The organism is Pseudomonas sp. 2725 (genome assembly GCF_050434585.1).
GTDB classification, from domain to species: domain Bacteria; phylum Pseudomonadota; class Gammaproteobacteria; order Pseudomonadales; family Pseudomonadaceae; genus Aquipseudomonas; species Aquipseudomonas jessenii.
The window spans coordinates 321,267-343,886 of record NZ_JBNDIV010000003.1 but is presented as its reverse complement, the minus strand read 5'-3'; the positions used below and the strand labels follow the sequence as shown (position 1 = coordinate 343,886).

At 59.3% G+C, this 22,620-nt stretch carries 18 protein-coding genes and 1 pseudogene; 12 read left to right on the top strand and 7 right to left on the bottom strand.

Annotated features, from left to right (window positions below):
* The first annotated feature begins 99 nt into the window (after window positions 1–99).
* From ABIE16_RS09385 to ABIE16_RS09365, 5 genes and pseudogenes are all read left to right on the top strand, one after another.
* The gene (locus ABIE16_RS09385; RefSeq protein WP_429520954.1) at window positions 100–741 is read left to right on the top strand and encodes a dimethylsulfonioproprionate lyase family protein; all 642 of its coding nucleotides are present in this window, start codon (window positions 100–102) and stop codon (window positions 739–741) included.
* Window positions 728–1,699, top strand: a complete 972-nt coding sequence (locus ABIE16_RS09380; RefSeq protein WP_429520953.1) for an ornithine cyclodeaminase family protein — start codon at window positions 728–730, stop codon at window positions 1,697–1,699. The genes ABIE16_RS09385 and ABIE16_RS09380 overlap by 14 nt, the downstream gene beginning before the upstream one ends.
* A gap of 524 nt (window positions 1,700–2,223) precedes the next feature.
* Entirely contained in the window at window positions 2,224–2,802 is a 579-nt protein-coding gene (gene gfa, locus ABIE16_RS09375) for an S-(hydroxymethyl)glutathione synthase (protein ID WP_429520952.1), read from the top strand.
* A 68-nt stretch (window positions 2,803–2,870) separates the two neighbouring features.
* Window positions 2,871–3,005 (top strand): annotated as a pseudogene (locus ABIE16_RS09370) (ornithine cyclodeaminase); the annotation flags it as partial.
* Between the two features lie 349 nt (window positions 3,006–3,354).
* A complete protein-coding gene (locus ABIE16_RS09365; protein ID WP_429520951.1) occupies window positions 3,355–8,187 on the top strand; it encodes a M10 family metallopeptidase C-terminal domain-containing protein in 4,833 nt (1,610 codons plus the stop codon).
* A 76-nt stretch (window positions 8,188–8,263) separates the two neighbouring features.
* Here ABIE16_RS09365 and ABIE16_RS09360 read toward each other — a convergent pair whose 3' ends face one another.
* Window positions 8,264–8,416: a hypothetical protein gene (locus ABIE16_RS09360; protein ID WP_429520950.1), complete on the bottom strand. Its 153-nt coding sequence runs from the start codon at window positions 8,414–8,416 to the stop codon at window positions 8,264–8,266.
* Window positions 8,417–8,541: 125 nt separating this feature from the next.
* Between ABIE16_RS09360 and ABIE16_RS09355 the strand changes: the two genes are divergently transcribed.
* The 5 genes from ABIE16_RS09355 to ABIE16_RS09335 all read left to right on the top strand — a co-directional run bounded on the left by ABIE16_RS09355 (window position 8,542) and on the right by ABIE16_RS09335 (window position 13,492).
* Window positions 8,542–9,978 carry an NAD(P)-binding protein gene (locus ABIE16_RS09355; RefSeq protein ID WP_429520949.1) on the top strand — a complete coding sequence of 479 codons (1,437 nt, stop codon included), beginning with the start codon at window positions 8,542–8,544 and terminating at the stop codon, window positions 9,976–9,978.
* A 204-nt stretch (window positions 9,979–10,182) separates the two neighbouring features.
* A complete protein-coding gene (locus tag ABIE16_RS09350) occupies window positions 10,183–10,638 on the top strand; it encodes a glycine zipper 2TM domain-containing protein (protein ID WP_150813167.1) in 456 nt (151 codons plus the stop codon).
* Window positions 10,639–10,838: 200 nt separating this feature from the next.
* Window positions 10,839–11,654, top strand: a complete 816-nt coding sequence (locus ABIE16_RS09345; RefSeq protein ID WP_218495854.1) for an AraC family transcriptional regulator — start codon at window positions 10,839–10,841, stop codon at window positions 11,652–11,654.
* A 110-nt stretch (window positions 11,655–11,764) separates the two neighbouring features.
* On the top strand, window positions 11,765–12,841 hold the full coding sequence (locus tag ABIE16_RS09340) for a threonine aldolase family protein (protein ID WP_429520948.1): 1,077 nt from the start codon (window positions 11,765–11,767) through the stop codon (window positions 12,839–12,841).
* Between the two features lie 192 nt (window positions 12,842–13,033).
* Complete coding sequence (locus tag ABIE16_RS09335) at window positions 13,034–13,492, top strand: metallophosphoesterase family protein (protein WP_340312210.1); 459 nt, start codon at window positions 13,034–13,036, stop codon at window positions 13,490–13,492.
* Window positions 13,493–13,512: 20 nt separating this feature from the next.
* Here ABIE16_RS09335 and ABIE16_RS09330 read toward each other — a convergent pair whose 3' ends face one another.
* Complete coding sequence (locus ABIE16_RS09330) at window positions 13,513–13,971, bottom strand: winged helix-turn-helix transcriptional regulator (protein WP_407515467.1); 459 nt, start codon at window positions 13,969–13,971, stop codon at window positions 13,513–13,515.
* A gap of 134 nt (window positions 13,972–14,105) precedes the next feature.
* On the opposite strand from ABIE16_RS09330, the gene ABIE16_RS09325 reads away from it, so the two are divergent.
* Complete coding sequence (locus tag ABIE16_RS09325) at window positions 14,106–15,383, top strand: MFS transporter (RefSeq protein ID WP_429520947.1); 1,278 nt, start codon at window positions 14,106–14,108, stop codon at window positions 15,381–15,383.
* Here ABIE16_RS09325 and ABIE16_RS09320 read toward each other — a convergent pair.
* Window positions 15,342–15,773, bottom strand: coding sequence for a GFA family protein (locus tag ABIE16_RS09320; protein ID WP_150813169.1), 432 nt, complete (start codon window positions 15,771–15,773; stop codon window positions 15,342–15,344). The genes ABIE16_RS09325 and ABIE16_RS09320 overlap by 42 nt on opposite strands.
* 191 nt (window positions 15,774–15,964) lie before the next feature.
* On the bottom strand, window positions 15,965–16,195 hold the full coding sequence (locus tag ABIE16_RS09315; RefSeq protein WP_090455175.1) for a hypothetical protein: 231 nt from the start codon (window positions 16,193–16,195) through the stop codon (window positions 15,965–15,967).
* Window positions 16,196–16,525: 330 nt separating this feature from the next.
* Here ABIE16_RS09315 and ABIE16_RS09310 point away from each other — a divergent pair, with 330 nt between their 5' ends.
* Complete coding sequence (locus ABIE16_RS09310) at window positions 16,526–17,848, top strand: DUF1329 domain-containing protein (RefSeq protein ID WP_429520946.1); 1,323 nt, start codon at window positions 16,526–16,528, stop codon at window positions 17,846–17,848.
* Window positions 17,849–18,016: 168 nt separating this feature from the next.
* Here the strand turns inward: ABIE16_RS09310 and ABIE16_RS09305 are convergent, their stop codons facing one another.
* From ABIE16_RS09305 to ABIE16_RS09295, 3 genes are all read right to left on the bottom strand, one after another.
* Complete coding sequence (locus tag ABIE16_RS09305; protein WP_429520945.1) at window positions 18,017–18,178, bottom strand: DUF2986 domain-containing protein; 162 nt, start codon at window positions 18,176–18,178, stop codon at window positions 18,017–18,019.
* Window positions 18,179–18,328: 150 nt separating this feature from the next.
* A complete protein-coding gene (locus tag ABIE16_RS09300; protein ID WP_429520944.1) occupies window positions 18,329–20,767 on the bottom strand; it encodes an alpha/beta hydrolase fold domain-containing protein in 2,439 nt (812 codons plus the stop codon).
* Window positions 20,754–22,424, bottom strand: a complete 1,671-nt coding sequence (locus ABIE16_RS09295) for a GMC family oxidoreductase (RefSeq protein ID WP_429520943.1) — start codon at window positions 22,422–22,424, stop codon at window positions 20,754–20,756. Before ABIE16_RS09295 ends, ABIE16_RS09300 begins: the two co-directional genes overlap by 14 nt.
* Window positions 22,425–22,620 lie beyond the last annotated feature (196 nt).

Genomic DNA, 22,620 nt, shown 5'->3' with positions numbered 1-22,620 from the left:
AATTGAGCTTGATCGTTCAGAAATCCAAGAGACATCACGATGGATGTATCACTGAATTCTCAAAGGGACCTGCCAGGTATGTTCAAGAGGTAAAAGGTCATGCAGTCGTACCCACAGATGTCGGAACAACAACTCCTGATACAGGGAGTGGTGATGCGGGAGGCACTTGTGCGGATCCTGGCCCGGCATTCTCAAGTGAGTGGCGTTGATGGCGTGGATACAGAAATCTGTGTTCGCTCATTGAGCAATGCGCGCCTGGACATCGGCTTGCCTCCGTTCTCGGGCACTTCCCTGCCCGCTTACCTGGAGCCCACAGTAGCACGGGCATTGGCTGATGCTCCCCGAACGGAACGGGACTTCAAGATTCTGCTTTCGGCTCTTGAAGCCCTGCTATCCAGTAGTCGCTGGATAAAGCGATCCGCGTCAGAAGGGGACGATGGTGCTTTCGAAGAAAAGCACCGACATGCGCTGATTCTCGGCAAGGGCGCACTGCTTGAATGTTCGACTATGACAGTGGGGTTGGCGGTAATGGAGCCCGAACTTTGCTATCCGTACCACAAGCATCCTCCGGCAGAGTTCTATATCGTTTTATCGGAAGGTTATTGGTACCGGGAAGATGTCGGTTGGTGGAGTCCAGGGCCGGGCGGTGTGGTGTTCAACCCGCCATCGGCTGTCCATTCCATGAGGTCAACCAACAAGCCGTTGCTGGCGCTTTGGGGACTTTCCTATGCAGTGGATTGATGCACCGACAATCAGCAGATTGCTCGACTATCCAAGCTTATGTACCGCTTTCGCCCAGGCACATAGAGAGCCGCTACCTGTCATCGCCGATCTATGCCTGGAGCCCCCTGGTGGCGCTGATCGTTTTATGTTGCGCCCCGCTTGGAGCGAACGGCAAATGGTCGGAGTGAAGCTTGCCACCGAGTTTCCTGGCAACCAGCACCGACACCCGGCCTCCCCTTCGATACAAGGCGTCTATGTCGCGTTTGATGGCATCACCGGCGCCCCTATTTTCGTTGCTGATGGCGCGGCCCTAACCGCCCGCAAGACTGCTGCCGACTCGGCCCTGGGACTTGATCTGCTTGCGCGCCAGAATGTCCGAACGATGCTGATGGTCGGTGCCGGTGACATGGCGGGCCCACTGATCGAGGCATTCACCGCGTTGAGACCCTCGTTGCGCCAGGTTTTTATCTGGAACCGCACGCGACCTCGCGCAGAGAAGCTGGCTACCGACCTTCAAATCCCCGACGTTGAACTCACTGTTGTCGATGATCTAGACGCAGCATTACCTGCGGCTGAAGTTATCTGCGCCGCAACCATGAGCGACCAGCCGTTGATCCGTGGCGCCCAGGTTGCACCGGGCACACATGTCAATCTGGTGGGTAGTTGGCTACCGCATATGCGTGAGGCCGATAACGATGTTTTGATTCGCGGCCAACTCTATGTGGACTTTCGACCAACTGCCCTGGCAAGTGGCGAACTTCAGCTTCCGTTAACGTCAGGTGTTATCTCCTTCGACGATATATCTGGCGATCTGTTTGATCTGTGCGTTAGTGCTCCCCCTCGCTTCACCAGGGATCAAATCACTGTGTTCAAGAACGCCGGTGGAGCCCACCTTGACCTTTTTACGGCTCAACTATTGGCGAGAAGACTGGGTGTTGAACAAGCGGCGCTGCAGGTCGAAAACGAGTCCACCTAGCTCTTGTTCACGCCTCGAAGAAATGACATTTCGATCAGTACCGCCATTCTCGACCGGGCCACACGGCCACGACGCTCAGCATCCACCAGCCCGAAAAGTATGGAAGCGAAGATCTCCGACAGCACAGGGGCGGCAATATCGAACTGTGTCTGAAACTATCTGTGCTACAGCCAAGCAAGGGGCCAATCTGGATAGCGGAAATTTTCTCCCGCTCGACCAAACTGCGCCGCTTCCAGGCGTACCTGCTACGACACCAGAATCGACGATGGATGAGTGGGAATCCACGAGCAATAAGAAACCGCTTGCTACCCGGTTTTCAGGGCGTCTTTGAACTATGATTTTCTCTGGGATACCGGAGGCGACAGCCACTCTTTCTCCCCGTGGTCGCTTGGCCCAGGCGATCTTCGGGTCGATAAATCCAAAGGCGTCGAGGGTCGCACCCAGTTGCCGAAGATGGTCCAGGATGCGATGAGGTGCACGGCCCAAGGCACTTTCGTCTGACACCCTGAAACGGAGAAGCCAACGTGAACACCTTGAAACTTCACCCTGCACTGGACAATGGTCTCCAGCCTGCCGCTGCGAATTTCACAGGAGGCACCCTGCAATGCCTGTGTGCGACCGACAAGGTCGAGGTCAAGATCGACGCACAAACCCTGCATAACCACGCGTGCGGCTGCAGCAAATGCTGGAAACCGCAAAACGCGACATTCGCCGTCATTGCCGTAGTACCTCGGGATAAGGTCAGCGTCACTGCCCACGGTGAAAAACTGGCAATTGTCGACGAAACCGCCACCATTCAGCGGCACGCCTGCAAGCAGTGCCACGCCCATCTCTTCGGGCGCATCGAGAACAAAGACCATGCATTTTATGGTCTGGACTTCGTCCACACCGAGCTCTCTCCCCAACGTGGATGGGCTGCGCCGAGCTTCGCGGCGTTCGTGTCGTCCATCATCGAAACCGGCACACCGCCAGCGCAAATGAAGGCCATCCGTGAGCGCCTGCGCTCGATCGGCCTGGAGCCCTATGACTGCCTGTCCCCGGACTTGATGGACGCACTGGCGACTCATGTCGCCAAACAGAAAGGCCTGCTCCCCGCCGCCTGATTGATCGGCCGCCGCGGTTTCTTCGTCGGACCGCGGCCCCGACATCCCAAAAAAACCGCTTCCCGCACAGTGAAATGACGCTGACTACTGCCATTCGCACCGCTGCCACTTCTGCACTTGCCGCCCGCTACCTCGCCCGACCGAACAGTCGCCGAATGGCACTTATCGGCAACGGTTCGCAGAGCGAATTCCAAGCCCTGGCACTCGATGTAAGGCTTCGGGCCTGACTCCACTCGACTCTCCAAAGCGTTCACCTGGCGGCCCCTTCGGCTGCCAGGCGGAACCCTATACAAGGTCTCGGTCTTTTAAGCTTTTTTTCAGCGCCATCCGCTGCGCGAGCCACCCGGTCCACTGCGGACTCGCTACCTGGGCGGTCGTCAACAAACCGTTATTTCCCCGAAACATTTCATAACCGCTAATCAGTTCGATCTGTTTTTTGACGCTTCCCCGATATGCGGTCACAACTTTTGCGCTCCGTTGGGTCATAACACGGTAGCTGCCGATGGAATATTGGCATCTGCCGAGGTTTTCGCCTGATACGGAGATAAACTCATGATTTTTAATGTACAAAATTTTGGCGCCAAGGGAGATGGCATCACTGACGATACGGCGGCGATACAAAATGCAATTGACGCGGCGGCCGCTGCAGGCGGGGGGCAGGTGTACATGCCGACCGGAACTTACATCGTTTCGGGAGGTGAGGAACCCTCCGACGGCTGCCTGATGCTCAAGAGCAACGTCTACCTGTACGGCGACGGCATGGGCGCAACCACCGTCAAGGTGGCTGACGGCTCCGACACCAAGATCACCGGAGTCATCCGCTCCGCCTATGGCGAGCAAACCCACGACTTTGGCGTCAGCAACCTCACCATCGACGGCAACCGTGACAACACCACGGGCAAGATCGACGGTTGGTTCAACGGCTACATTCCCGGCGAAGCGGGCTACGACTCCAACGTCACCCTCGACAGCGTCGAGATCAAGGATTGCTCCGGGTACGGTTTCGACCCCCACGAGCAGACCGTGAACATGGTCATCAGGAACAGCGTGTCCCACGGCAACGGCCTGGACGGTTTCGTTGCCGACTTCCTCAGCGACAGCACCTTCGAAAACAACGTCGCCTACGACAACGACCGGCACGGTTTCAACATCGTTACCAGCACCCACGACTTCACACTCACCAATAACGTTGCCTACAACAACGGCGGCACTGGCATCGTGGTGCAGCGCGGCAGCGAGGACATCCCCTCCCCCAGCAACATCACCATCACCGGTGGCGAGGTGTACGGCAACGGCGCCGAAGGGGTGCTGATCAAACTGTCCAGCGAGGTGACCGTCAGTGGCGTCGACATTCACGACAACGCCAGTGCCGGGATCCGCATCTACGGCAGCAACCACGTCGAGATCATCGACAACACGCTCAACAACAATTCCCTGGGCAGCCCCGTACCGGAGATCATCATCCAGTCCTACGACGACACCCTGGGCGTGTCCGGCAAGTACTTCAACGGCAGCGATAACACCATCCAGGGCAACATCATCACCGGCAGCGACCTGTCGACCTATGGCGTTGCAGAGCGCAATGAAGACGGCACCGATCGCAACGCCATCATCGGCAACACCATCAGCCACACCAGTAACGGTGCCACGCTGGTCTATGGCGACGGCAGCTACGTCAGCGCCACGGTGCCGATGACCACCGTGCAAGGTACGGCTGGCAACGACACCTTGCTGGGCAGCGCCGCCAGCGAGATTTTCTACGGCGTTGCCGGCAACGACACCCTCAATGGCGGGGCCGGTGGCGACATTCTGGTGGGTGGTGCAGGCATCGACAAACTCACCGGCGGTACCGGCGCCGATACGTTCCGTTTCACCGCCCAGTCCGACAGTTACCGCAACGCGACCACAAGCTTTGATGACACCATCACCGACTTCGACGTCACCCAGGACAAGATCGACCTCGCCGGCCTCGGCTTCACAGGCCTGGGCAATGGCCGTGGCGGCACCCTGCAGGTCAGCTACAGCGCCAGCAGCGACCGCACCTACATCAAGGACTACGACGCCGACGCCAGTGGCAATCGTTTCGAGCTGATCCTCTCGGGCAACCTGACCAGCACCCTGACGGCCAATAACTTCATCTTTAATCGGGTGATCACCGGCACCAGCGGCAGCGACTCGTTGTTGGGCAGCGATTCGGCCGACACCCTGTTCGGCCTGGCGGGCAACGACAGCCTCAGTGGCGGCGCGGGCGACGACAAACTCGACGGCGGCGCCGGCATGGACACCCTCACCGGCGGTGCCGGGTCGGACACGTTCGTGTTTTCCAGTCGCCTGGACAGTTACCGTAACTACAACACCGGCGGTGCCAACCTTGGTGACCTGATCACCGATTTCGATTTCACCGCCGACAAGATCGACCTCTCGGCCATGGGTTTCACCGGCCTGGGGGATGGCAAGAACAACACCGTGTACCTGGTGCTCAACAGTGCCGGCACCAAGACTTACATCAAGTCCCTGACCGCCGACGCCAATGGCAACCGCTTCGAAGTGGCACTGGACGGCAACCACCTCGACAAACTGACCAGCGCCAATTTCGTCTTCGCCACATCGTCACCGACCAACCAGGCGCCGGTGCTGACAACGCCGCTGCCGGATCAGAACGCCACCGAAAACACCGTGTTCAGCTACGTGGTGCCGGCCACCAGCTTCATCGATCCGGACAATGACAGCCTCAGCTACACCGCCACCCTGGCCGATGGCAGCGCCCTGCCCGCGTGGCTGAGCTTCAATGCCAGCAACCTGACCTTCACCGGCATGCCGACCAGCACCGCGTCCGGTAATTACAACGTGCTGGTCAGAGCCACGGACCCGGCCGGTGCATCGGTCAGCGATAGCTTCGCCCTGGCGGTGGCCGATGCGCCCGCCAACACCGTCACCGGCACCAACAATGCCGAAACCCTCAACGGCACGGCGGGTGCCGACCTGATCCTTGGCCTCGGTGGCAACGACACGATCAAGGCCGGCACTGGCGCCGACACCGTCGACGGCGGCGCCGGACGCGACTCACTGTACGGCGGCGACGGTGCCGACACCTTCCGCTACACCAACGTGCTCGACAGCTACCGCGACTACGACACCGGCGGTGTCACGGCCACCGACACGATTTATGACTTCACCGCCGGCGTCGACAAGATCGATGTTTCGGGCCTGGGCTTTCTCGGCCTCGGCGATGGCAGCAATGGCACGTTGTACATCACCCTCAACGCGGCCGGCGACAAGACCTACATCAAGTCCGCCGAAACGGATGCCGATGGCAATCGTTTTGAAATCGCGCTCTTCGGCAACTACCTCAACACCCTGACCGCCAGCGACTTCGTGTTCGGCGAGAGCACCCGGCAGGACATCCTCTATCTGCCCACCCTCGGCCAATCCAATGCGCGCCTGCTGCGCATGACGGAGGACGACGGTCAGTCCGGCACCTCGATGCTGGTCAACGACCTGGACCGCTACTCCCCCTATGACGTGCGTAGCCAGTTCACCGATGCCGATGGCAACGGTATCGACATCGCGGTGGGCGGCAGCACGGTCACCGGCCTGTCGACGCTGAGCGCCGGGGAACTCGAGTTGTGCTGGTGGCTGACCGACACCAACCAGCCCGGGGCCGCGTTGTTGCGCGCCGTGACGCTGCTGCGGGGTCAGCTCAGCGAACTACAATCGATCAGTAACGTCACCATGGGCATCATTTGGGGCCAGGGCGAGGAAGCAGCCCAGGAGATCGCCCGAGCCACGGACAAAGCAGCGGCAGCAGCGGCGTACAAGGCCGCGACCCTGAAGGTGTTTGATTACCTGCATGCCCAGTTCGGCAACTTCAGCGTGTACATGATGGAAACCGGTCACTACGAACAGGACGCAGCGCGTGCCCGTGGTTATTCGGAGGAGAAAATTGCCTCCATCGTCGAGGGGGGTGGTTATGTCCGCGCAGCCCAGGAAGCCATCGCCGCCGAGCGCGCCGACGTCAAGCTGGCGGTGGACTACACCGACCTCCCCTTGCGCCACGAAGTCAATCCGCTGGCGTATCCCGACGACGTCTGGCACCTGCACGAGGAGTCGGCGGAGATCGTCGGCCAGCGTTTGGCCGACTACATTGCCAATGACCTTGGCTTCCAGGGCAACCCCAACGACAACAACAGCGTGCAGGACATTTTCGACAACGCCCGGAACATGATTTCCGGTACCGACCAGGCGGATACCCTGGCGGGCAGCTCGGGCAACGACACGCTGGATGGCAAACTGGGCGCCGACACCATGACCGGTGGCAATGGCAACGATATCTATGTGGTCGACAACGCGTTCGACCGCGTGGTGGAAACCAGCACCTCGACCTCGCAGATCGATACAGTGCAGGCTTCCGTCAGCTGGACCCTGGGCGCCAATCTCGAGAATCTGGTGCTCACCGGCGTGTCGGACATCAACGGCACCGGCAATGAGCGGCACAACTTTATCACCGGCAATGCTGCCAATAACGTGCTCGACGGTGCCGCAGGGGCCGACAGCATGAGCGGCGGCGATGGCAACGACACCTATTATGTCGACAACGCCGATGACACCGTGATCGAGACCAACAGCAGTGCGGCGCCTGGAGGAGTCGACAGTGTGCACAGCAGCCTGGCGGCCTTTACCCTCAGCAATAACGTTGAACATCTGTATGTCGATAGCACTGGCGCCGCCAATGGCACGGGCAACGCGCTGGACAACACGCTGTTCGCCGGAGCCGGCAACAACGTGCTGGACGGACGCGATGGCAATGACACGGTGTCTTTTGAGCGCGCCCTGTCCGGCGTTACCGTAAACCTCTCGACGTCAGCGCAACAAAACACCACGGGTTCCGGGCTCGATACCTTGAAATTCTGCGAAAACCTGACGGGAAGCGCCTACGCCGACAGTCTCTCGGGCAACAGCGCCGCGAACGTTCTGAACGGTGGTGCGGGCAACGATACGCTGGTGGGCGGTTCGGGCGATGACCGGCTGATTGGCGGTACAGGCACCGACAACCTCATCGGTGGCACTGGCGCGGATACCTTCGCGTTCAGTGCGCTGTCGGACATGGGCGTCGGGGCTTTGCGCGATGTGATCAACGGTTTCAAGAGCACCGAGGGCGATCTTCTGGATTTCACCGGCCTGGACGCCAACCCGCTGACCGCAACCGTCGACGCCTTCACCTTCATCGGCAGCAATGCCTTCGACCCTGCCAACGCCACCGGTCAACTGCGCTTTGCCAATGGCATTCTCCAGGGCAGTGTCAACGCCGACGCCACCCCCGAGTTCGAAATCCAACTGGTGGGCGTCCAGGAACTGCACGCCAGCGATTTCACAGCCTTGGGTTAAGCCCACACCCTGCGGGAGCGGGTTCGCCCTGATGCCGGTCAGACGAGGGTGATACTGAACCTGCAGGCGTAAACGATCAGGTGCGCAAGTGCGCACTCATGCAGTCAATGAACACGCGCAACTTGGGCGAGGCATAACGGCTGGCTGGCCACAGCATCCAGAAGACGACCTGGCGGTCAATGTAATCGTCCGGCACGGTGACCAACTGGCCGCTTTCCAGAGTCGACATGGTATTTAGAGAGTCTTTAAATCTGTTGGCTATGTCGGCAAGGAACAACTGTTCTTTTGCGACAAGCGAAAACAACTAGCCTGATTCGATGGAGGAGTATTTTCAACTTTCATCAGGGCGTACCTATGAACACATCCACCATGGCAACGGATTATCTGGTCATCGGCGCGGGGGCAACAGCCATGGCCTTCGTCGATACATTGCTCGATCAGTCGGATGCGAGTGTGCTGATGGTGGATCGACACGCTCAACCTGGTGGACACTGGAACGATGCCTACTCGTTCGTCCGCTTGCACCAGCCGTCTGCCTTCTATGGCGTTAACTCCTGCGAGTTGGGCTCCGGCCAGAAGGACGAATCCGAATGGGGCGGTGGCTTGTATGAATTGGCCTCAGGCGCCGAGATTGTCAGTTACTTCGATCAGCTTATGCATCATCGATTCTTGCCGTCAGGTCGGGTGCGATATTTTCCGATGCACAACTACGAAGGTGATCGCACCGATAGTCATTGCATCACTTCCCTGCTCACCGGCGAACGTAATGCTGTCCAGGTCCGAAGGAAGCTGGTGGATGCGACTATTTCACAGGCAGCCGTTCCTTCGACCCATCCTCCGCATTACCTGATAGAGCCTGGTATACGGTGCGTACCGCTCAACGACTTGCCAAAGATCGGACAGCCTTACTTGCGTTACGTGGTGGTGGGGGGAGGAAAGACCGGCATCGATGCGTGTCTGTGGCTGCTGCAGAATGGCGTGGCACCAGGCAGGATTCAATGGATCGTTCCAAACGCCCCCTGGCTGTTGGATCGCGCCAACTTTCAACCCGGCCAGGAGAATGTTGTACGAACGATCGGTAGCCTCGCGAACCAGTTCGAAGCAATAGGTGCGGCAGATTCGATCCCGGACCTGTTCCTCAGGCTCGAAAGTGCCGGCGAACTGCTGCGCATCGATCAAGCCGTCGAACCCACCGCCTTCCGTGCTGCGACCATTTCACAGGCTGAGTTGCGTGCGCTACGGCGCATAACCAATGTAGTGCGCCTGGGGCGGGTGTGCGCGATTGAAGCCAGCCGTATCTCCCTCGAAAGGGGCAGCATCGCTGGAGATCCCGACGCCCTTTATATCGACTGCAGCGCAAGCGCTGTCCCGATTATTCCTGAGGGAAGCGTGAAAGCGTTTGATGGCAATCGCATCAACCTGGTGACAGTCAGCAGTTATCAGATTCTGTTCAGCGCCGCAGTCATCGCATACGTGGAAAGCCACCTCGACGATCAGATGCAGATGAATCAACTATGTGGGTTTGTCCCGCTGCCACGCTCACCGGTGGACTGGGTCAGGATGTGGGCCGCTTATCTGGGCAATCAGCGGCAATGGAAGAACCACGCGGGGTTGTCCAACTGGCTTGCGCAGTGCCATCTGCACCTTTTGCCGACAGTGCTGAGAAGCCTGCAGGAGGGGGATCCTGAAAAGCTTGCCGTGTTGAACCGATTTACTGAAGCCAGGAAAAAAGCCCTGGAAAACATGCCCAGGCTCCTGCAGGCCGTAGCAGGTTTGGCGCAAGAGTCCTGAGCGACTGGAGTCAACCAGAACTCCTGCCGCCTTTTGCGTGAGCATGGGCGGATCAGTGGCCATCCTGGTCGTGCGCTGGCGATGGCGCGCTTTCTCGACCTCAAACGCATTGCACAGCCAGACAAGCGCATGAACCGGACTTTTTCGTCTAACGTCATTGGATGCGTTTGCATGATCCACTTCCTCTGAAAATGGAGTTCAACGATGAAAACAATCGCTTCCTGGCTGACGATTTCGCTTTTTGGTCTTTTGCTTGGCGGCTGTGCCGCGGTGGGAGCCGGGAGCGGAGGCGCTGGCGAGATGGAGATTCGCTCGGGGAAAATCGAGCAGATCACACAGACCCAGATGCAGACCAATCACGATAGCGGCGTCGGTGCCATCTTGGGCGGTATTGGCGGTCTGGGCCTGGGTAGCCTGATCGGCCAGGGTACCGGCCGGGATGTGGCGATGGTCGCCGGAGCCCTCGCGGGGGCGGCAGGCGGCAACTACGTCGAAAAGAAAAAATATGATCAGCCCGTGGACGCACAGCAGATCATCGTTCGCACCCAGAGCGGCGTACTGGTTTCGGTAACGCAGCCGATCAACCCGACGCTGAGAAAAGGCATGAACGTGTACGTCGAGGGTGCCGGAAACGAAGCTCGGGTGGTACCACAAAGCTAGGATGGCTACCGGACGTTGCGCAGCGGACAAATGAGCCGTCATCACTTGCTGCGCAACATTCTCATGGCGAGCGAGTTCGGTTGACACTCAATGACTCATGCACGACCTCAGGCCAATTGCTGGCAACCCATGGATCTATACCTCTTGCGCACTTAAACTTCGAGCCTCTCGCCCTCCTCGCCGATTGTTGAACGGGTTTCATGACTGAGCAAGCCAAGTACCATCACGTGTCCGAAGTACCAGGCCTGGTGCTGGGGTCCGCACGTTTTGCGGATGTCGGCTTCGATCGCCATTACCACCTCGATTTCCACATTGGTTTTGTCACCGAAGGCATCCAGCGTCATCGAGCGAAAGGCGAGTCGTTTCTTTTGGGGCCGGGAAGTGTTGCCCTGATGCCGCCGGGTGAAATCCACGACGGTGTATCCGAAGACGGCGGCGCTTATACGCTCAAGACATTCCGTCTATCCCAGGCGCTGGTCGCGAGCCTGGCCGAGGAGATCAGCGGTCAACCGAAAGAGCTTGAATTGGCCGGTGTGTTGCTCGAAGACACGGGGCTTGCCGGCAACCTGCGCGGTTTGCACGAAGCGATGCAGCAGGCCGTTGGCCCCGGCAGCCTCGCGGTGCAGACGCAATGGTTCACCCTCCTTGAACAGCTGTTGAGCCAGTCACGGGCAATCAAGCCCGAAACGATTACCGGCTCGCTATCACCCCTGCAATGGTCTCGCGTCAGGGACTATTGTTTCAGCCACATCGATGAGCGAATCACCCTCGATGATCTCGCCGGACTATGTGGGCTGGGGCGCTTCCCGTTTCTCAAGCAGTTCAAGCGGACCATCGGCATGACGCCCCACGCGTGGCTGCTTCGCCTGCGTCTCGAACGGGCGTGTGGCCTGCTGTCTGGCAGCGCGCAACCGATCATCGATGTCGCCCACGCCGTCGGCTTCTACGATCAAAGCCATTTCAACCGCGCCTTTCGACAGGCATTCGGCGTCGCGCCATCACGCTACAGGACTTAGGCCGTCGACCATCAGGCGAGCGTCAATTTTTTACAAGCGCAACAACCGTCCCCCTCCATAGGATGCGCCAATCCGGGCGAAACACCTTCGCCTGCGCAGCCGAGAACTGGATGATGAACGGTGAAACAAGCAGACCGCCCGCGCTGGGTTTTTCAAGTGACAACATCGCCGGTGCATCGCCGGAGGTGGCACAAGCCCTCGTCAAACACAGTCCGGGCCAGGCGGGTCCCTATGGCACCGACGAGTTGACGGCACAGGTCAAGCGCAAGTTCTGCGAAATCTTCGAGCGCGACGTGGAGGTCTTTCTCGTGCCCACCGGCACCGCCGCCAACGCCCTGTGCCTGAGCGCGATGACACCACCCTGGGGCAACATCTACTGCCACCCGGCCAGCCATATCAACAACGATGAATGCGGCGCGCCCGAGTTCTTTTCCAACGGCGCGAAGCTGATGACCGTCGACGGCCCGGCGGCCAAGCTGGATATCGTCCGATTGCGCGAGCGGACTCGCGAAAAAGTCGGCGACGTACACACGACCCAGCCCGCCTGCGTCAGCATCACTCAGGCCACCGAAGTCGGCAGCATCTACACCCTGGATGAAATCGCAGCCATTGGTGACATCTGCAAGTCCTCTTCCCTGGGATTGCATATGGATGGATCGCGTTTTGCCAACGCCCTGGTGTCGCTTGGCTGCTCCCCGGCCGAGATGACGTGGAAGGCCGGCGTGGATGCCCTGTCGTTCGGTGCCACCAAGAACGGCGTGCTGGCGGCGGAAGCGATCGTCCTGTTCAACACCTCCCTTGCCACCGAGATGAGTTACCGCCGCAAACGTGCAGGCCATCTCTCTTCCAAGATGCGTTTTCTGTCGGCGCAGATCGATGCGTACCTGACCGACGATCTCTGGCTGCGCAATGCACGCAAGGCCAACGCTGCCGCCCAGCGCCTGGCGCAAGGGCTTGAGGGCCTGGGTGGCGTCGAGGTGCTCGGCGGCACCGAGGCGAACATCCTGTTCTGCCGGCTGGACTCGGCAATGATCGATGCGCTGCTGAAGGCCGGCTTCGGGTTCTACCATGATCGCTGGGGACCGAATGTCGTTCGCTTTGTCACCTCGTTCGCCACCACCGCCGAGGATGTCGATCACCTGTTGAACCAGGTAAGGCGAGCTGCTGACCAGCCACAAGAACGTTAGTTGATCGCAAGTGGCGGCTGTGCTCGCTCTGGTTTCAATGAGCAGCCGCCAAAGCGGAGTTTACGCCTTCGATGTCATTTACCGCCCGGGCCCGGCTTCGATGTGGTTGAATTGACTGCTTCGCTCAACAATGCTCAGCACAGGAGACATCCGCTTGAGCCTGGAAGCAGAATGCATCTCGAGCCGCCCGCGATGAAAATCGGCGTCATCTCCGACACCCACGGTTTGCTCCGCCCCGAAGCCATTGCCGCCCTGCAAGGCTGTGATCGCATCCTTCACGCGGGTGACATCGGTAGCGAGGCGATCCTCGACCAATTGGCCGCGATCGCGCCGGTGGATGCGGTGCGGGGCAACAATGACCTGGACGCATCCTGGGCGCGGGGGTTGCCCGATTGTCTGCACCTGGAGTTCAACGGCTGGACGGTGCTGCTGGTGCATGACATCGCCGACGTGGCGGCCGATCTTGATAGCCGCATCAAGCTGGTGATCACCGGTCATTCGCACAAACCGTGCATCGACTGGCGCGGTGAACGGCTGTTCCTGAATCCAGGCAGTGCCGGGCGCCGACGCTTCAAGTTGCCTGTCACCCTGGCGTTGCTTGAGGTGGTTGACCAGTCAATCGAACCGCGGCTGGTGTCGCTGCTCGACTGAATCGCCTTCAACCGTTCGATTCACGACTCGCCGGCAACCACCCTCACTCTGTGGCAGTCGGACGGTCCAAGTTTTTGGCCGCTCGAGGAGCGAACTTCAATTGGCATCAGGGACTGGCCGTACTCATTGTCCAACAGCACTGAACGCGTCTCGTCCCCCGTGAACAGAAAACGTTCGCCCCACTGCCTCATACTCACCACCACAGGAAAGATCTCACGCCCTTTCTCCGTCAGGACGTATTCCTTGTAGGCACTTCCATCCGACGCCGGTTGAACGTCGAATACACCGACCTCAACCAACGTCTTCAGGCGCGATGCCAGAATGTTCCTGGCCACCCCCAGGCTTTTTTGAAATTCGCTGAATCGGCGAATGTCGTCAAACGCGTCGCGAATGATCATGAGCGACCAACGATCCCCGATGGCTTCCAGTGTTCGTGCTACCGGGCATTCGCTGCTTTGCGATGAAGGGTCTACGACCATCGTGTTTACCTTTTGGATAACGACTGCCAAGTCCGTCGTCTGGTCTTGAGTAATGTGGTTGCAATATGAAACCTGATTCGACAACAATGAATCCAGTTGCTAATTGAAACCAGTTTAGCGCCACGGAGGCTCACGTGAAAGCAGATACCGATTCAGCCACCCATCCTTTCCTCGCGCAGGCTTCGGGGCTGTCTGCGCAACTCACGTTTCTATTTTCTGTCACCTGCGCGCTTGCCGTCGCCAACGTCTACTTCGCACAACCCTTACTCGACTCAATGGCCCGCAGCCTTGATGTTGCCCCATCAATGGTCGGGTTTGTGGTGACGGCGACTCAAGTCGGTTACGCGCTGGGGTTGCTGTTCATCGTCCCTCTGGGCGACTTGTTAAACCGAAAAGGGCAGATTTTGACGCAAATGCTGCTGTCTGCGATTGCGCTGGCGGGAGTCGGCGCCGCACAGCAATGGCTGACCCTGTTGGGGGCCATGATCGCCGTGGGTTTGCTGGCCGTGATGGTTCAAGTGCTGGTGGCCTGCACCGCCGCGCTGGCAACGCCGTCACAACGTGGCCAGGCCGTGGGAACCGTCACCAGTGGCATTGTCCTGGGCATTCTTCTGGCGCGCTTCACCTCCGGGCTGATCGCCGATCTGGCGGGCTGGCGCGCCGTGTATTTCGTTTCCTCGGGATTGATGCTGACCCTCGCAGCGGTGTTCTGGAAAGTGTTGCCTGCGGCAGTGACGCCACGCAGTCGATACACCTATCCGACACTCATCCGCTCGCTCTTCACGCTGTTCATGACCGAACCGGTGTTGCGCATCAGGGGCCTGCTGGCCTTGTTGATCTTCGCCGCTTTTTCCGTGCTTTGGACATCCATGGTGCTGCCGTTGAGCGCCCCACCACTGTCGCTTTCGCACACGGTCATCGGCCTGTTTGGCCTGGCGGGCGTCGCCGGCGCCCTTGCGGCCAGAAGATCCGGGCGCTGGGCCGACCAGGGTTTGGGGCAACGCGTCACCGGCGTTTCTCTGGCGATCCTGACGCTGTCCTGGCTGCCCATCGCCTTTGCACAGTCGTCACTGATCGCGTTGGTTTGTGGAGTGGTCTTGCTCGACTTCGCTGTGCAGGCCGTACACGTCACCAACCAGAGCCTGATTTTCGCGGCACGGCCCGACGCCCATAGCCGCATGGTCGGCGCCTACATGTGCTTTTACTCGGTGGGCAGCGCGCTGGGTGCCGCCGCCGCGACGCAGGTTTATGCGCTATGGGGGTGGATTGCCGTCAGCTTGCTGGGCGCAACGATCAGTGTGACGGCCCTGGTGCTGTGGTTGTTCACCTTCCAACTGTCAACGGGTCCCAAAGCCGACCTCGCGCCTGAGTCAAGCATCGACCTGCAACTCATGCAGAAGAAACCCCAGTGAATCCGGGGCTGCGCAATGACTTTTTGCCGAGCGTTGTTCATCCCACGACATAGCATCATCGGTGCAGAAATCTCCAACACACTCCATGCTCAACTCGCCATCGAGAAGTCCAAGCGGAATCCAGTAGTAAGGCGTTTCGCGAAGAACATTAGGCACGGTCGAGCCACATCGTGAGCAAAAGTCATTTCTGTAGCCGCTGGGTTTGCGCCACCCCGTGATCGTCCCTTGCCCTTGCTCCCACCGAAAGTCGCGAGCGTTGACCAGCGTGGCAAGATTATGGCCAACCCCGGTTTGCTTGCGGCACAGGGTGCAATGGCAGCGATAGAAAAATCGGGGTTCAACCGCCAGGGAAAAACGTACCGCCCCGCAAAGACATTGCCCTGATGCCATGAGTATCTCCCTTGAAAAATGCTTCATCCGTATTTGCCGGTTAGTGGGTTGGTACTGGAAAAGGGGGACTGTCCTGTTACTGGCCCCCTGTTGCCACGTCGGCTTGGCAAAATGATAACCTTGGGCTTTTCCTGCCCCTATTTTACGCAGCTCCCCACTAGCCCCCCTGCATTTCAATGACGTTGAACCTATCAGTCGTCGTTGTCATCGCGATCACGGTAGCGACGGTGATCGCGATCATAGTCCCTGCGATCATAGTCACGGTCATAACCTCGATCATCGTCCCCTCTCTGGTCGTAACCACGTCGATGGTCATGATCGTGATATCGCCCGTACCGCTCTCCGTCATCCCAGTGCGGGCCGCACCCTCCCAACAAGACGGCGCTGGAAATGGCCACGATCAAGATTACTGCGCGATTCATATGAACGTCCTAAACGTCGGAAGTATGGAAGGGTCATGGCTGCTCGAAACCTTCGTCCGGGCAGTGTTCAGACATAGCTATGACCATTCGGTAACCCAATGATTCCGCTGAAAAATACAAACAAGTGACAGTCACTCTCCCATCGAATGCCCGACGAGACAGCCCGGGCCTGTCATCAATAGCCAAGGGGCTGTCGTCGAATGAAAAGCGCCCCTGATAAGGCGGCTATCTAATGGCAGTACTGAAAAAGTCTCTGGTGATGAGTCGACGTAAGCGACTGCTGCGCCTGAGTCACGAGTTGCCTGGTACGCCAGGCAGGAGAATAACAATATGACATTCGTGAAAAGTCTTCTGGCTGCCGTACCCCTCATGGCGCTGGCGATCGATGCCCGCGCCTATGTATCGAGCCAGGAAGCCGCCCGGCTGGGCACCAGCCTGACGTGGGTGGGAGCCGAAAAGGCCGGTAATGCCGACGGTTCCATTCCGCCCTACAACGGTGGCCTGACCACTGCGCCGCCCGGTTTCAAGACCGGCGACAGCATGCGCCCGGACCCCTTCGCGGGCGAAAGACCGTTGCTGGTGATCAACGGCAAGAACGTCGAAGCTTACAAAGGCATGCTGACCGCCACCACTGTAGCGTTGGCCAAGCGCTACCCCGCCTTTCGCGTCGACGTCTATCCGACCCACCGTACGGCATCGCTCCCACAGGCGGTACTGGACAACAGCCTTAGAAATGCCACCAACGCCAGGTCCCTCAACGGCGGGATCGCCATCGACAATGTGATGCCCGGGGTGCCTTTCCCGATTCCGCAATCCGGCGCCGAAGCGATGTGGAATTTCCTGCTGCGCTACCAGGGCGTCAACATCCACTCCAAGTACGACTCCTGGAGCGTCGACACGGCGGGTGTACCGAGCCTGGCGGTCACCGGCGAGGCATTCGTCTCCTTCCCGATCTACGAGAACCTGTCGAAACCGTTCAACAGCTCCGACATCTACTATCAGTTGAAGCTGTCCTATACCGGACCTGCGCGCCGAGCCGGCGAATCGATCATGCTCAAGAACGCGACCAACCCGGCGGAGTTCCCTGGCCGCGCCTGGCAGTACATGCCTGCCCAGCGCCGCGTCAAACAGATCTCGATCCTGGCCTACGACACCCCCAACCCCGGTACTGCCCGTGCACTTGAGTTGTACGACTGGACGCTGGTGGGCAAGCAGGAAATGATCGTGCCCTACAACACTTACAAACTCACCTACGCTCGCGCTGCCAAGTCGCTGACCACGCCTGACTTCATTTCCCCGGACTTCGTACGTTGGGAAAAGCACCGGGTCTACGTCGTGGAGGGCAACCTCAAGCCGGGGGCGAAGCACATCTACCAGAAGCGCCGCTTCTACCTGGATGAAGACACCTGGGCCGCGGTGGCCTCCGATCAGTACGACACCAGTGGCCAGCTATACCGCGGCTCCTTCGCGTTCTTCAGCCAGAGCTACGACCAGCAGGTCCCGGACGCCACCCCTTTCATGACTTACGACCTGTCCAAAGGCACCTACAACATCAATGGCGTGGTGGGCCCCCATGGCGGCATCCGCTACATCGAGCCGCTATCGACGGCGCAGTGGGTGCCAGAATCCATGGCGGGTGCCGGTATCCGTTAGGTCCGCGGCGAAGCAACTCCCGATCATGCATGACCGATGAATAACAAAGCCCCCAGGTTCAACGGAACCAGGGGCGCAGAAATCGGCCGGTCAAATGTAGCGAGGGGGATCTGGTCATTCAAAGCCGCGAAGGAAGGAGTCGACCACGTCTACGCGGTCCGACCTGAATCAGCTCTCAGAGGCGATCGTTGACTCGCCAACGGTTTCTGCCGCCAGCTTCAATCGGTCCGCTTTACAAATGTATTTAGGCTTGCTCTTCGGTGCCAGTTTGGCACTGGCCTTTTTGGTCTTAGCCTTGAACAGCTGCTTTAGTTTCTTTTGACGGTTCATTTTTTCTACTCGGTATGTCAGGTCTTGAATGATATCAGCTTAAGGCATTGGCCCAATTGTGCCGTTACAGACCGGCGAGTAAGAACGCCCATTAAAACGCCGAAAAGCCCGCCACCCTCAAGAGGATGGCGGGCTTTTGTGTTTTTGGTTTTACGTCATTTCAGGCTTCGTGCGTGCCAGTTGCTCCCGGGCAAATGCGCCGAGGGTCTTCAACGCCTTGGCCGCCGAACGCAGGTAGAAGGCTTGCAACTGGAACACGTGCCAGCGTGCGGCATACACCTCCAGGCGGCAATTCACCCCGCAGTCAAGCGCATGCTCGGCCAATCGGGTGGCGTCAGACAATAACAGCTCATGGTCACCGACCTGGATCAACATCGGCGGCAGCCCTTGCAGGTCCACCTCAAGCGGATAGCCCATCACCTGCGTACCGGCATACCAGCCCAGCCCTTGCTCCAGCCAGCCGCGACGGATCATCGGATCCTGTTCTACCCGCGAGGTCATGGAAGCACCGCTCAGGCTGTCGTCAGTCACTGGCGACATCAGAAGCATGCCGGCGGCAAAATGCGGGTGAAGATCACGCAGCTTGAGCGCCAGAGCCAATACCAGCGCGGCACCCGCCGAATCGCCGGCCAGGAAGATTCGGTCAGCGGCATATCCCTGAGCCCGTAGCGTCTGATAGCAGGCCAGCGCATCGTCCAATGCCGCCGGGCAAGGATGTTCTGGCGCCAGGCGATAATCAGCTACCCACACCGACATCCCCGAAGCCTTGGCCAAGCGGCCGGTGATGCTCCAATGTGTATCCGGCGAGCCTAGGCAGAACGCCCCGCCATGCAGGTACAGAATGACCCCGCCGTTTTCACCCTGCTGCGGTGCGACCACTTGCACGGGAACGCCGTTGGCCTGCTGACGATAACGAATCACGCCGCCAGTGCCTGGCATCAACCTGGACAATAGGCTCACGACCTTTCTCTGCGCTGGCGCAGCCAACCCCGGCCCGATCAGCGAGCGAAACGTGGTGCGAAGAAAAACCCTCAGGAATCCGGCGCTCAATGTTTCTGGCCAGTCGCGGGATTCGCCTACGGTCGCGCCGCCTTCAAACTCGCGTGTGAAGCGGTATGCATGCAACCCGGAAAACCGCGTCAGCCAGCGATAGCTCAAGGTGAACCCCGGCCAGTTGGTGCTGTTGTTGCCAGCGTCATCCACATACCAGCTCTTGCAGCCGTTCCACACCGTGTTGACCAGGCGTTGCTGGACCTGCCCATGAAAGCGGTCATACACGCTGGGGTCGACTTCCACAGTGTTGGCGCCGTTACCCTTCATCGTGCGCCAACAGCGCATGACGTGGGCGATCTGACTTTCCAGCATGTAGACAATCGAGTTGTGGCCCAGGTTGGTGTTCGGCCCATACAACATGAAGAAATTGGGGAATTGCGCAACCGTCAGCCCCAGATACGCGCGGGTGCCATCGCGCCAGGCATGGTTAAGGTCCACGCCATTTCGCCCGACGATACGCATCGGCGACAGAAACTCGGTAGCCGCGAACCCGGTGCCGTAGATGATCGCATCGACTTCATGCCGCTGGCCGTCAACGGTTTCAATGCCGCTTTCAGTGACTCGCTCAATGCCGTCGGTCACCAACTCCACGTTGGACCGGCTCATGGTCTGGAGGTATTCGCTCGACAGCAGGATACGCTTGCAGCCGTATGGATAATCCGGGGTCAGTTTGTTGCGCAGTACCGGGTCCGGCACTTGCTCGGACAACAGTCGACGGAACGGAATTCCCACTGCCCACTTCATCAAGCCCTTGAATCGGGTGAACGCCAGCGCCCGGGACTCGTAGCGCATGTATATCGAGGCACGGTAAGCGGTCATCATCCAGGGCACGTTGCGCAGCAATGATTTTACCCGCTTGGAATAAGCCCGATCCGGTCGAGGCATCAGGTACGCCGGCGAGCGCTGGAACACCTTCATGTGCCCGACAGTCCCGGCAATCGCCGGTACGAACTGAATGGCCGAAGCACCGGTGCCGACCACCGCCACGCGTTTGCCTGCCAGCGAATAGCTGTGGTCCCAGGTCGCCGAGTGGAACACGTGCCCCTTGAAGGTTTCCATACCGGCCAGCTTCGGGAACGCCGGGCGACTCAACTGACCGGTGCCACTGATCAACAGCGATGCACTCAGGACGCTGCCATCCTGCTGGGTCACGTGCCACAGCGACGTGCGTTCATCAAACTCGGCGGACACCACTTCGCCGCCGAAACGAATGTGCTTGTCCAGACCGTACTTGTCAGCGCAATGCCGCAGATAGGCATGAATCTCGGCCTGGGGCGCGAACACCCTGCTCCAGTCCGGGTTCGGCTCGAACGAAAATGAATACAGGTGCGAAGGTACGTCGCACGCGGCGCCGGGGTAACTGTTGTCCCGCCAGACACCGCCGACGTCCTGTTTCTTCTCCAGGATCACAAAGTCCTTCACACCGGCCTTTTGCAAGGCAACGGCCATGCCGATACCGGCAAAACCGCTGCCAATGATGATGGCGCTCAAGGCTGTTGCCGACTGACTGCCGGTTCCAACTTCATGCAACGACATAAGATGCCTCATTGTTGTTTTCAGTGGTGGCTGTCGTTTCAGTCCGGGCGGACGAACACACCCGCCCAATACCGCGGATAAGGTCAACGGCTTTCTCGGCGATCATGATGGTCGGTGCGTTGGTGTTGCCGCCGATCAGGGTAGGCATCACCGATGCGTCAACGATTCGCAGCCCTTGCAGACCGTGTACACGAAGTTGCGCGTCGACCACGGCCAGTGGGTCATCGCCCATGCGGCAAGTGCCCACCGGGTGATAAACACTGTCGGTACGACGGCGCAGTACGGTGCGGATCTGCTCGTCGGTCTCGACCCCGTCGGTGTACAGGTCGCGGGTGATCCAGTTGGCCAGCGCCGGTGCCTGCATCAAACGGCGTGTCAGTTTGAATGCCGCGACCATATCTTCAAGGTCCTGCGGGTCCTGAAGAAACGCCGGATCAATCAGCGGTGCCGCTTGCGGGTCTTTGCTGGCCAGAGATACGGTTCCGCGGCTGCGCGGACGCAACAGGCAAACGTGGCACGACAACCCATGACCCAGACGCAACTTGCGCGCATGGTCCTCCACCGGAGCCACGACAAAATGCAATTGAATATCCGGCTTATCCAGCCCTTCGCGCGTTTTGAGAAACGCTCCGCCCTCGGCAAAATTCGAGGTCAGCATGCCTCGACGTTCCCGGCGAAAACGGCCGGCTTCCTTGAGCATTCTGGTGCTGCCTGCAACTGAAACGCCCATGGCATCCAGGCTTGAGGTCTTGTAGACGAAAACGAAATCCGGATGGTCTTGCAGGTTCTGCCCAACACCAGGCAGATCCTGCAAGAGCGGGATGCCATGGCGTTGCAGTTCCTCTTTGGGCCCCACGCCCGACAACATCAACAGTTGCGGGGTCTGGAAGGCCCCGGCGGCGAGGATGACTTCCCGCTTGGCACGCAGGATGAGAGCCTGACCGTTTTGCAGCACCTCGACAGCCACGGCGCGAGTGCCTTCGAACAGGATGCGTTGCACCTGGGCCCGGGTTTCGACGGTCAGGTTGTTGCGCACGTCCACATACGGCAACAGATACGCCCGCGCCGCGCTGCAGCGTTCACCGTGTTTTTGCGTGACTTGATAGATGCCAACGCCTTCCTGTTCCTCACCGTTGAAGTCGTCGTTGAGCGGTAAACCGGTCTCGCGGGCCGCCTCCAGAAAACGTTGCTGGAATGGATTGTCCGAACGCAAATCGCCGACCCACAACGGCCCACCCCGCCCGTGCAAGTCGTTGCCGATGCGCTCGTTGTGCTCGCTGCGTCGGAAGTACGGCAAGACATCCTTGAACCCCCAACCGGTATTGCCCAGGGCGGCCCAATGGTCGTAGTCCCATTGATGACCCCGCACGTAGATCATGGCGTTGATCGCAGAGGAACCACCCAGTGCCTTACCCCGTGGCTGGTAGCCCTTGCGCCCTTCCAGCCCCATTTGCGGGACGGTGTCGAAGGCCCAGTTATTCACCGAAGTCGGGACCATTGCCACCATCGCTGCGGGGATATTGACCAGGCTGGACTGCCCGCCACCACCGGCCTCCAGCAAACAAACACTGACGTCCGGATCTTCGCTCAGCCGACCGGCAACCACACAACCACCGGAACCGCCGCCCACTACGATGTAATCGAAGGTCTTTTTCATTGTTGTTCTCCCTTGTGCAAGGCAGTGCGAGATTTGCGGGGTTACCCGAAAACACACAACTGCGCCTCCTGGTTTTCGCCAGGTGCCGCAACGGCCTTTTATTGATGGTTAAACGACGAACCGTGCGCAAAGGATGGTGACCGCCATTGATAAAGAACCGAATGCTGGAATGGGACAATTGCTTTATTATTCGGGC